Origin of the sequence: Mesorhizobium shangrilense (assembly GCF_028826155.1) — a bacterium.
GTDB classification, from domain to species: domain Bacteria; phylum Pseudomonadota; class Alphaproteobacteria; order Rhizobiales; family Rhizobiaceae; genus Arvimicrobium; species Arvimicrobium flavum.
The window spans coordinates 187,171-197,998 of the sequence record NZ_JAQGPN010000003.1 but is presented as its reverse complement, the minus strand read 5'-3'; the positions used below and the strand labels follow the sequence as shown (position 1 = coordinate 197,998).

The 10,828-nt window shown below is 67.0% G+C and carries 11 protein-coding genes; all 11 read right to left on the bottom strand.

Features of this window, described 5'->3' with window-relative positions:
* The coding region (locus PD284_RS25475; RefSeq protein WP_274631145.1) for a spinster family MFS transporter at window positions 1–1,223 on the bottom strand (1,223 nt) is incomplete at its 3' end.
* Between the two features lie 117 nt (window positions 1,224–1,340).
* Entirely contained in the window at window positions 1,341–2,510 is a 1,170-nt protein-coding gene (locus PD284_RS25470; protein WP_274631144.1) for an MFS transporter, read from the bottom strand.
* Between the two features lie 94 nt (window positions 2,511–2,604).
* Window positions 2,605–3,420, bottom strand: coding sequence for an enoyl-CoA hydratase/isomerase family protein (locus PD284_RS25465; RefSeq protein ID WP_274631143.1), 816 nt, complete (start codon window positions 3,418–3,420; stop codon window positions 2,605–2,607).
* A 14-nt stretch (window positions 3,421–3,434) separates the two neighbouring features.
* Window positions 3,435–4,202, bottom strand: coding sequence for an enoyl-CoA hydratase/isomerase family protein (locus tag PD284_RS25460; protein ID WP_274631142.1), 768 nt, complete (start codon window positions 4,200–4,202; stop codon window positions 3,435–3,437).
* On the bottom strand, window positions 4,199–5,368 hold the full coding sequence (locus PD284_RS25455; RefSeq protein ID WP_274631141.1) for an acetyl-CoA acetyltransferase: 1,170 nt from the start codon (window positions 5,366–5,368) through the stop codon (window positions 4,199–4,201). Before PD284_RS25455 ends, PD284_RS25460 begins: the two co-directional genes overlap by 4 nt.
* On the bottom strand, window positions 5,365–5,748 hold the full coding sequence (locus PD284_RS25450) for a Zn-ribbon domain-containing OB-fold protein (RefSeq protein ID WP_274631140.1): 384 nt from the start codon (window positions 5,746–5,748) through the stop codon (window positions 5,365–5,367). The genes PD284_RS25455 and PD284_RS25450 overlap by 4 nt, the downstream gene beginning before the upstream one ends.
* Window positions 5,748–6,191, bottom strand: coding sequence for a MaoC/PaaZ C-terminal domain-containing protein (locus tag PD284_RS25445; RefSeq protein WP_274631139.1), 444 nt, complete (start codon window positions 6,189–6,191; stop codon window positions 5,748–5,750). Before PD284_RS25445 ends, PD284_RS25450 begins: the two co-directional genes overlap by 1 nt.
* Window positions 6,188–6,652, bottom strand: coding sequence for an FAS1-like dehydratase domain-containing protein (locus PD284_RS25440; RefSeq protein ID WP_274631138.1), 465 nt, complete (start codon window positions 6,650–6,652; stop codon window positions 6,188–6,190). The genes PD284_RS25445 and PD284_RS25440 overlap by 4 nt, the downstream gene beginning before the upstream one ends.
* Window positions 6,645–8,801 (bottom strand): acetate--CoA ligase family protein, encoded by a 2,157-nt coding sequence (locus PD284_RS25435; protein WP_274631137.1) that lies wholly within the window; start codon window positions 8,799–8,801, stop codon window positions 6,645–6,647. The genes PD284_RS25440 and PD284_RS25435 overlap by 8 nt, the downstream gene beginning before the upstream one ends.
* A gap of 47 nt (window positions 8,802–8,848) precedes the next feature.
* The gene (locus PD284_RS25430; RefSeq protein ID WP_274631136.1) at window positions 8,849–9,607 is read right to left on the bottom strand and encodes an SDR family NAD(P)-dependent oxidoreductase; all 759 of its coding nucleotides are present in this window, start codon (window positions 9,605–9,607) and stop codon (window positions 8,849–8,851) included.
* Between the two features lie 87 nt (window positions 9,608–9,694).
* The gene (locus tag PD284_RS25425) at window positions 9,695–10,828 is read right to left on the bottom strand and encodes an acyl-CoA dehydrogenase family protein (protein WP_274631135.1); all 1,134 of its coding nucleotides are present in this window, start codon (window positions 10,826–10,828) and stop codon (window positions 9,695–9,697) included.

The window sequence follows — 10,828 nt, the reverse complement described above, 5'->3', positions numbered from 1 at the left end:
GCGCGGGCAGCCATGGCGGCGACGCGATCCTGCGCCTGCATGAACTTGCGCGACGAGATGATGAACAGCGTCGCCGTCAGCACGTTGACCAGCGAGAGCACCATGATCGCGTAGCGCAGCGATTCGGTGCCGTAGTTGTCCTTGAGCATGTCGCTGACCAGGCCGGTCGCCTGCGCGCCGAAGCCGAAGCCCAGCAGGCTGATGCCCATGACCAGGAGAGCCACGGCGGTCGCGCGCATGCGCGTCCCGACGAGCGACTGCACCGAGCTGTAGAGCGGTCCCGTAAAGGTCATGCCGAGGCCGTAGGAGAGGCCGTAGAGGAAGACCGACAGCATGTGGTCGGAAACCAGCAGGCTGCACAGCAGCAGCGGAACGCAGGTGAACTGCGTGATGGCGAGGATCCAGACCGGCCACCTGCGGTCGCGACGCACCAGTCGGTCGCACAGGAAGCCCGCAAGCACGCCGCCGGCGCCACCGATGAAGAGCTTCACCGTTCCCAGCAACGGCCCGATTTCCGCCATCGAGAGCCCGAAGGAGCGGACATAGTATGTCGGCATCCAGCCGCCGGTCGCCGAGGACACGAAGTTCACAGCGATGCCGCCGAACATCAGCGGCATCAGGCTCTTCTGCGTGAAGATGAACTTCATCGTCTCGAGGAGCGTCGGCGCATCCTTGGCATTGGCCGGCAGACCGGTCCGCCGCGGCTCCCGGATGACGAAGAAGCTGATGACGGCCAGGATCATGCCCGGTATTCCGGCCGCGATCATCGCGGCTCTCCAGCCATATTCGGCGACGATCCAGCCGCCGACCGCAAGCGCCAGGAAGGCGCCGAGCGAAGCCGACACATAGAACATCGAGATGGCCGAGGCCCGCTTCTCGGGCGGGAAATAGTCCGAGATCAGCGAGGTGCCGACGGGCGTGCCCGCCGCCTCCGCCCCGCCCACGCCGGCGCGCGTCAGCACGATCCCGACATAGCTTCCGGCAACGCCGCCGAGCACCGTCATGCCGCTCCAGATGAAGGCGCAGAAGGACAGCAGGTTTTTGCGGTTGGTGCGGTCTGCAAGATAGCCGATCGGAATGGTGCAGAGCGCGTTGGCGATCGCGTAGATCGTTCCGGCGATCAGCCCGAGCTGGCTGTCGCTGAGCGAGAATTCCTGCTGGATCGCGGGCATGACCGTCGAGATGATCGCACGGTCGATCGAATGCCCGGTATAGGTCAGCATAAGAATCGCAAGGACAAAATATGAGTATTTTGCCGATACGTCCGGCTTATCTGTTAACTCTTGCGTGTACCCAGTCGAAGACATAATTCCTCCCATGCATCGATACAGGTGCTACTGTTAGACTTTCGACCTCATCGCGATTGCCGACGCCACGCCGGCGAGCGCAACTAGCCCCATCAGCAGGAACGCGATCTGGAACCCTGCTTGCTGGGCGATCAGGCCGGTGACCGCAGGCCCCGCCAGCATTCCGAAGTCGGACGAGGTCTGGAAAAAGCCGATCGCCCCTCCCGGGCGACCGCGGCTCAGGTCGCCGACGAAGGCGGTGGCCGACGTCGATGTCAGCGCCGCCCCCAGCGAAAAGAGCGCGAAGCATGCGAGATACGCATGCAGCGACGGCATCAGCACGATCAGACCCGTTCCGGCGAGGACGCAGATCTGTCCGAGCGCCAGCACGGGCTTGCGGCCGAACCGGTCCGCCAATGCGCCGCTGAGCGGATTGGCCAGCGCCTGCAAGGCGGCGGCGCCCGCCAGGCTGATGCCGATCCACCGTGCATCCTGGTTCAGGACGGTCAGGAGAAACACCGGCAGCACCGACACGCGCACGCCGTAGACGCACCAGCCGACCACGAAATTGCAGAAGAACGCCGCCCGGAAGGCGCCGGTCCGCACGGCGACCGCCACGCCGAACACGTCGCCCTCCGCTGCCTTGGGAGGCATGGAAAAGATCTTCGAGCGGCGTAGCGCCACAAAGGCGACGAGCGCCGAGATCCCGACGGCGGCGGCGTAGACGAAGAAGGGGACGCGAGGCGACAATCCGACCATCAGCGCCCCGATCGCAGGGCCGCTGACCGCGCCGACATAGAACGCGCCCATGTAGAGGCCGACGACCTTTCCCCGGCTGCTGGCAGGCGTGGCCCGAAGGATGACCGCCAGTCCGGCGACGCTGTAGAGCGCCGAGCCGACGCCGCATATCCCGCGGAAAAGGGCAAACTGCCATCCCGTCTGGGACAGGCCGGCGAGCACGCTGGTGACCGCCAGGACGATCAGGCCGAAGGTCAGCACGCGCCGGCCGCCCCACCGGCCCGCGGCATGACTGCCCGGAACGTTCGCCAAGAGCCTGCCGAGCGCGAAGGCCGAAATGATCAGCCCGACCATCCCTGCCCCGACGCCCAGTTGCAGCGCGAGCACCGGGATCGCGGGCGACTGGATGCCAAAGCCCACGGCCGTGACGAAGTTCACGCCGGCGAGCACCTTCACTTCGGGCAACAGCCACGAAGCTTTTTGCAAAGGAGGGCCCTCCTGCGCGCGCGCGCCGGGCGCCTCATCGCGCGGTTGATGCGCGCCGGGATCGGGGCTCTGGCTCATTCGTGGGGTCTTGGCGCTACCGGCCCGAGTAGGCGCCGGGGCGCTTTTCGGCGAATGCGGCGATGGCTTCGCGGTGATCCTCGCTGAGGAAGGTCGCGGCCTCGTAGAGCAGGCCCGTCTCCATCACTTCGGCGCTCCGCGCCTTGGCGATGCGGTTCAAGGTCTTCTTGGTGCCCTGCACGGCCAGGGGCGGCAGGCTCGCGAGCTTGCGCGCGACCAGCTCCGCCTCTTCGCGAAGCCTGTCCGCAGCGACGCTGCGGTGGACCAGGCCGACCCTTGCCGCTTCCTGCCCGGAGATGCGCTCACCGGTCATGAGATAGTACTTGGCCGAGGCGAAGGACATGTTGAGCGGCCAGAGAAGGGCGCCGCCATCGCCGGCGACGAGCCCGACTGGCACATGCGTATCCGCGATCTGGGCGTCGTCCGCGGCAAGCACCACGTCGCACAACAGCGCGATCGTCGCGCCGAGGCCCATCGCGTAGCCCTGGAGGGCGCAGACCGTCGGCTGCGGCACATCCAGCATCGCGTTGACCAGGCTGAGCGGGCTGGTCGGAAAATCGAAGACGCGCTGTCCAGGCGAAGGCGTGGCCTGGGGCTCCGGCTTGGCGGCGAACCCCTTCACGTCGCCGCCGACGCAGAAGGCCCGGCCGGCCCCGGTCAGCAGAACGGCGCGGACGCTCTTGTCACCGGCAACTTCGCGGAAGATATGCTCGAGCCCCACATGCATGTCGCCTCCCACCGCGTTCAGGCTGTCGGGGCGGTTGAGCGTCAGCGTGAGGACACCGTCGGCTTGCGAGGCCAGGATCGTTTCGAACCGGTCGTAGTCGGACACTTGGTGCCTCCTGATCATTTGCTGGAGATGCGGGTGACGACGCGTGCGCGCGCCGCCGCGCGGTCGGGATCGGCGATGGCGAGCCGCTGGGCGGCGGCCTCCGCCTCGAGTTGTGCGGCAAGACCCCTGGCGCTCGCCTGGGCCAGAAGCTCCTTGGTCAGGTTGACTGCCTGACCGGGCTTTGACGCCAGATCCTCGGCCACGGCCAGCGCCCTGTCGCGGAGTTGGTCGGGCTCCACGATCTCGCGCAGGATGCCCATCTCGAGAGCGATCTGGGCGTCGAGCCGCCGGCCGGACGTCAGCCAGTCGAAAGCTCGCGAATAGCCGAGCACCCTGGTCACGAAGTATGAGCTGCCGGCGTCGGGAGCGAGGCCGATATCGACGAAGGCGGGGACGAACTTCGCCTGCGGCGAACCGATGCGGATGTCCGCGCCGAAGGCGAGCGCCAGTCCGGCGCCCGCGGCCGCGCCGTTGATCGCGGCGATGACCGGCTTGCGCAGCGCGGCGTAGGCGAGCATGTGGGGGTTGAACGTATGGCGCAGGCCGCTCGTCGCCGGCGACCCGCTGCCCGAGGATTTCAGGTCGGCGCCGGCGCAGAAACCCCGCCCCTCACCGGTGACGACCACGGCGCGCACCGCGTCGTCGGACGCCTCGTGCCAGGCCTGCGAGAGGGCGCGATGCATGTCCGCGTTGATCGCGTTGAATGCGTCGGGCCGGTTGAGCACGACGAGCAGCACCGATCCGGAGCGTTCGAGCCTGATGCAGTCCGCCGTCTCGCTCACAGGGCTGCTCCCGTGCCGAGAATTGCCGTGACCTGGCTGGAGAACTGTCCGCCATTGCCGTGGGCCAGGGCGATTTCGGCGCCCTTGACCTGCCGCGCGCCCGCCTCTCCGCGAAGCTGTCGCACGGCTTCGATCAGCGTGAAGATACCGTACATGCCCGGGTGGCAATACGAGAGCCCGCCTCCATTCGTGTTGACCGGAAGCGAGCCGCCGGGCGCGATGCGCCCGCCCTCCACGAAGGCGCCGCCCTCTCCCTTGGCGCAGAAACCAAGGTCCTCGAGGAACATGATCGTGTTGATCGTGAAGGCGTCGTAGAGCTGCACCACGTCGATGTCGGCAGGGCCGAGACCGGCCATCTTGTAGGCGCGGGCGGACGAGTCGACCGCTGCGCTTGCCGTGAGATCGGGCATGCTGGAGATATGGCGGTGATAATGCGCCTCTCCCGCACCGAGGAAGTAGGCCGGCGCCTTGCGGGTGTTCTTGGCCCGATCCGCCCGCGTCACCACCAGCGCGCCGCCGCCATCCGTGACGAGGCAGCAGTCGCGAACCGTGAGCGGCGTTGAGACCATGCGGCTGCCGAGCACATCGCCGCGCGTCAGGGACGGCTCGCCATGGCTGTAGGCGACCGGGTTCAGTTTCGCCCATTCCCGCGCGGCGATCGCCACGTCGGCAAGCTGCTCGCGAGTGGTGCCGAACTCATGCATGTGGCGGGCGGCGACGAGAGCGTATCCCGAGACGGGATCGCGCGGCTTGTAGGCCTCCTGATAGTTCGGCGTTTCGGGAATGCCTGCAGCGCGCGCAGGACGCTGCCTGTCGGCGCGGGGCGTGCTGCCATAGGCGATCAGCGCGACGTCGCACTGTCCCGCCGCCAGCGCCATGGTGGCATGATAGAGGTGCGAGACGAAGGCGCTGCCGCCGATGTTCGCCCCGCCGGTCACCCGCGGGCGGATGCCCAGATATTCGCCCAGATTGAGATTGGGCCCGAAGCTCGGCACGATGCTGTAGAGCGCATCCACGTCCCGGGTGCTGAGACCGGCGTCGTCCAGCGCAGCCACCGCGGCCTGCGCCGCGAGGTCGACGGCGAAGCGGTCGGGACCGACGCTGCCCAGATCGGATTCGGCCACGCCGACGATGGCGGTCGCGCCGCGAAGATCAAGCCCGCTCATGTGGGGTCTCCCTCGGGATGGAAAACGAGACGGGGCGCCTTGTCCGCAGTTCCCGCCTCGACGCTCGCACGCACACGCAGCCCGATCGGGGGCGCGTCCGGAACTCCGGGCACCGTGCTCATCAGCCGGAAGCCCTCGTCGACGTCGATGAGGACCACGTTGTAGGCGGAGCCTGGTTCGCCGATCTGCGTCGCCGAATAGACGGTTCCCCTGCCCTCGCTGTCGCTCCAGGCGACGTCGGGAGAGCCGCATTTCGTGCAGGCGATGCGCGGCGGGAAGAAGGACGATTCACAGGCGTTGCAGCGCATGAAGCGCAGCACGCCCCTGGCCAAACCGTCGAGATACCCCCGATATGGCGCCAGTTCACGAAAGTTGGTCATCAGGCATCCTCCCCCGCGACGGTCGCGCCGCCGGTCAGCACTGTGTTCCGCTGGCCGTCCGGGCCGATCCGTTCAACCTTCAGCTCATAGGCCGCGCGGCGCGGGTCCTCCCCTTCCGCCGCAGCGATCGAATGCCCGGAGAACACGAGCACGTCGCCCGGCCAGACCTGCCCGACATAGCGGACCGAGAAGCGCCGAAGGTTGTGCAGACCGAAACGCTGCACGACGAAATCGGAAAGCAGGCCCGCCGTGAGCATGCCGTGGCCGAAGACGCTCGGGTAACCCGCCGAGCGGGCAAACTCGTCATCGTGGTGGATCGGATTGAAATCGCCGCCGGCTCCGGCATAGCGCACGAAATGCGTCCGCGTGAGCGGGCCGACACGGCCCTCCTCGAGGACGCGCCCCGCAAGCCTCGGCTGTTCGTTGGTCGCTGCCATGGTCATGCGGCGTCATTCCCCTGGTCTCGCGGCGGCATCTCGAGAACCGTGCTCCGCGCGATGAAGGCGGTGTCGCCCGCCTCGTTGTCGAAGCGCGTCTCGCGCACGACCACCGTCATCGGCCCGCGTTTGCTCATCTTGGTGTGGATGTCGGCGATCCGGCTGCGCACCGTCAGGACCTCGCCGGCGACCACCGGCTTCAGGTATTCCCACTCGCACCCGCCGGCGAGCACGCGCCGCAGGTCGAGCTTCAGGACATCCTGCCGGTTGCGGTTCCAGTGCGACTCGACGGCGCTGAAGGTTGGCGGGACCGGAACGTCTTCGAAGCCAGCCGCACGCGCACCTTCAGTCGAGTAGTAGATCTGCTCCTCGCTGAGGATGGAACGGGCGAACTCCGCGATCTTGCCGCGCTCGACATGCAGCCGGTAGGGCGGGAACTCGTGCCCGAGGGCGGAGCGGTCAACCATTGTCCGTCTCCCCAAGAACGATCAGGGCATCCGCAGCAATGGCCGCACCCTTGTCCACCCGCACCGGATTGACATCCACCTCGACGATCGTCGGCTGTTCCATCGCCAGTTGCCCGAGGCCCACCGCGATATCGGCCACTTGCGCTGCCTCCGATGCGGTCAGGCCGCGCGTGCCGCCCATCAGCCTGCCTTCGCAGAGCCGGCCAATGGCCTCCATCGCTGTCGCCCTGTCGAATGGAGCGCGCAGCAGCGTCGCCTCAGCGAGGATCTCGATCAGGATGCCACCGAGCGTGATCGCGACCATGGGCCCGAAGATCGGGTCGCGCTGCATGCCGCAGGAGAGCTCGAAGCGAGCCGGCACCATCTCCTGGACGAGCACACCGGCAACGGTCGCATCCGGGGCCTTCGCAGACACCTCGGAGAGCATCTCGGACGTCGCCTGGCCGACTTCGGCGCCGCCATGCAGACCCAGCCTGACCGCGCCCATCTCCGACTTGTGGGGGATGTCGTACGACATCGCCTTGATGACCACCTTTCCGCCGATCCTTTCGGCGGCGGCTGCGGCCTGCTGCGGCGTGGATACGAACTCCTCACGGGTCACATGGACGCCATATTCGGCGAGGATGCGCTTGCCCTGATGCTCCATCAGCGCGTTTTCGCCTTGCGGCACGTCGGCGAGCAGCTTGCGAACCCGCTCCTGCCGCGCCGTGTCGACGCTGAAATCCGTTTGGCTGAGGGCGGGACGCGTGGAATAGCGGTGGAGCGTGCCGACGGCATGCATCAGCCGGCGGGGATCGGTATAGTAGGGCACCTTCGCCTGATTGAGCAGGTCGCTATGGCCGTTCGAGAGGACCGCGCAGACCTTGTCGGTGTTCCTGTGAACGTGGATGAAGGTCTCGACCTGGCTGGTCGCCTGCGCCCACACGACGCCCGTGACGACATCGATCGAGGGCGACGTGCGCAGGATATCGAGCACCTCCGCCAAGGCTGTCGGCCGCGCGCTGATCTGCGCCGTCGTGTCGATCGGGTTTGCGGCGCTGCCGAAGAATGGCTGCGGCATCTTCGAGGCGATCAGCTCCTGCTCTTCGGCCGGAAGCTCGGGAATGGAGAGCCCGGCGCGCGCACCCTCGTCCGCCAGCAGCACACCGGCGCCGCCCGACGACGTCATGATCACGGTGCGGCCATTCTTCAGCCTCCTGCCGTCCTGGAACATCAGCGCCAGGTCCAGCATTTCCTCCATCGTTTCCGCGACGATGACCCCGTACTGACGGCAGACAGCATCAAAGACTTCGGCAGAGCCGACCACCGACGCCGTGTGACTGACTGCGGCGCGGGCGGCCTCTTCCGAACGACCGGCCTTGAGCAGGATCATCGGCTTGTCGAGTTCGGCGGCACGTCGGGCAGTCTCGACGAACACGTCCGGATCGCGCAGGGTTTCGCAGAAGGCGAGCAGAACGCCGACGTCGTCGCGATCGACGAGGTAGCGAAGCGCCCCCGTCACGTTCACGTCGACCTCGTTGCCCGTGCTGACATACCAGCCGACGCCAAGCCCGGCGACCAGCGCCTTGGTCACCAGATACGAGCCAAAGCCGCCGCTCTGCGAGACGAGCGCCACCCGGCCGAAATCGGGGATGGGTTCCGTCGGCGACAGGGCGAAGTTGGCCATCACGCCGCCGGCCACGTTGAGGTAGCCGATGCAATTCGGCCCGATGGCCCGAATGCCGGTCCGCGCAATGATGCGCGAGATCTCGGCCTGCATCTCCTTGCCTTCGTCGCCCGCTTCGGCAAAGCCCGACGTCAGGATGACGGCGCCGCCGATCCCGGCTTCGGCACATGCCTCGAACGCCCCAACCGCATGTTCGGCGGCCACGGCGATCACCACCATGTCGGGGACTTCGGGAAGGTCGCCCACTTGCTTGTACGCCTTGTGGCCCTGGATCTCCGGATCGCGCGGATTGATCGGATAGAGCGGCCCCTTGAAGGCACGCGACAGGTTCGCGAATACGCGGCCGCCGATGCCGACCATATTGTTGGACGCGCCGACCATGGCGATCGACCGCGGCGACAGCAGGCGCGCCATGTTGTCGGCAGCGCAGGCAGCCCTCTCATTGGACGCAATATCGGCCGCGTGCGTTTTGTTGATGTCCAACACGAATTCCTCCCGTGATTTGATGTCCTGGCGGTGATGCCGACGCGTCAGCGCACCAGCATGCTGCCGCCGTCGATCGAGACGATCTGGCCGGTGACGTACGAAGACATTTCGCTGGCGAGGAACACGTAGGGGCGCGCCACCTCCTCCAGTTCCGGGCTGCGGCGCAGCGGATGCAGCTTCTTCTGCACGGCGCGCATCTCGGCGAACTTCGGGTCCTCCATGACCGTCTTGGTCATGTCGGTCGGGGCCGACGGCGCGACGGCGTTGACCAGGATGTTGTGCTTGCCGAGTTCGCGCGCCGCCGTGCGCGTCATCCCCAGCACCGCGCTCTTGGCGGCAGAGTAGTTGATCTGGCCGACCGAGCCGTTCTGCGCCGTGGACGACGAGGTGAAGATGATGCGGCCCCACTGCGCGGCGATCATCTCTTCCACGACCGCCTGCAGCCAGTGGAAGCTGCCGTGCAGATGCACGTCGATCACCTGATTCCACTGCTCGACCGTCATCTTGTGCAGCATCGCCGGCCGCGTGATACCGGCATTGTTCACGAGAATTTCGATCGGACCCAGCGTGGAGCGCACCGTCTGTGCGGCCGCAAGGACCGATTCCCGGTCCGCGACGTCGCACGCGACGAATGCCGCCTCGTGGCCGGCCGCCTTCAGTTGCTCGGCCGCCGCAGCGCCGCTGCTTTCGTCACGCTCCACGATCGCCACCTTCGCGCCCTCCCGGGCGTAGGCTTCCGCAACCGCGCGGCCGATGCCCATGCCGGCCCCGGTGATGACCGCCACTCTGTCCTTCAGAAGCATTCTGCAGTTCCTTTCTGTTCGGGCGCGCGCAGCGCGCGGCCCGTCGTCATGCCTTCCGGCCTGTGTCTTCATGGTTGGGCTGGCGGATCAGCCTTTCGGCATGTCCAGCATGCGCGCGAGGATGTTCTTCTGGATCTGCGACGATCCCCCGTAGACGCTCACCGGACGCGAGGTGAAGTAGTCGGACAGCCACTCTTCCCGCGCGCCGGTCAGGGCGTCCGCACCGAAGATGTCGAGCGCCGCATGCATGGTGCCCTGGGCGGCGCGCGACCACAGGAGCTTGCCGACCGACCCTTCAGGACCCGGCGCGCGGCCGCTGATGCGCATCGACAGCTGGCGCGCGACGTTCCAGTTCAGCGCCTCGCAGTCCACATAGGCCCGCGCGAGCTTCCTGCGGATGCCCTGGTCGCCAAGGAGATTGCGCTCACGCGCGGCGTCCTCGAGCTCGGTGATCGTGCGACGCAGCTTGGAGATGAACCCGACGTCGGCCGCGCCCCGCTCGTAGGAAACGGTCGTCATTGCGATCTTCCAGCCGGCGCCTTCTTCGCCGATGCGGTTTTCCGCGGGGATCCTGACGTCGTCGAAGAAGACTTCCGCCGTCTCCGGCTCGCCGCTGTGCAGCACGATGGGACGCACGGTGACGCCCGGAACCTCGAGCGGCGTCAGCAGGCAGGAAATCCCCTTGTGCTTGGCCACGCTCGTATCCGTGCGCACCAGCAACAGGCACCAGTCGGCATGGATCGCACCGCTCGTCCACATCTTCTGGCCGTTGACGACGTACTCGTCGCCCTCACGAACCGCGCGGGTGCGCAGCGAGGCCAGATCGGAGCCCGCACTCGGCTCGCTGAACCCCTGGCACCACTGGATCTCGCCATTGAGCAAGGTGGGCAGGAAACGCTTCTTCTGCTCCTCGCTGCCGTAGGTGAAGATGGCGCGCCCGAGATAGTTCACCATGCCCGGCAGCGGCGGCGTATCGGCCTTGCCGGCTTCGTCGTTGAGGATGGCGTCATAGATGGGCGACAGGCCCTGTCCGCCATACTCCACCGGCCAGTTCAGCCCCATGTAGCCCGCCGCATAGAGCTTGCGATGCCATTCCTTGCGCAGCTTGCGAACGTCCGCCACCTCGGTGAGGTCACGCCAGCCCTCGATCGTATTGTCCTTGAGCCAGGCGCGGAGGCTCAGGCGGAACTCCGCTTCTTCCGGCGTATCGCGATAGTCCAT

What these genes read in the sequence shown, in the direction of transcription:
- PD284_RS25455 (WP_274631141.1), bottom strand. Translation starts at nt 5,368, where the DNA reads ATGAGCGGGCTTGATCTTCGCGGCGCGACCGCCATCGTCGGCGTGGCC.
- PD284_RS25450 (WP_274631140.1), bottom strand. Translation starts at nt 5,748, where the DNA reads ATGACCAACTTTCGTGAACTGGCGCCATATCGGGGGTATCTCGACGGT.
- PD284_RS25445 (WP_274631139.1), bottom strand. Translation starts at nt 6,191, where the DNA reads ATGACCATGGCAGCGACCAACGAACAGCCGAGGCTTGCGGGGCGCGTC.
- PD284_RS25440 (WP_274631138.1), bottom strand. Translation starts at nt 6,652, where the DNA reads ATGGTTGACCGCTCCGCCCTCGGGCACGAGTTCCCGCCCTACCGGCTG.
- PD284_RS25430 (WP_274631136.1), bottom strand. Translation starts at nt 9,607, where the DNA reads ATGCTTCTGAAGGACAGAGTGGCGGTCATCACCGGGGCCGGCATGGGC.
- PD284_RS25425 (WP_274631135.1), bottom strand. Translation starts at nt 10,828, where the DNA reads ATGGACTATCGCGATACGCCGGAAGAAGCGGAGTTCCGCCTGAGCCTC.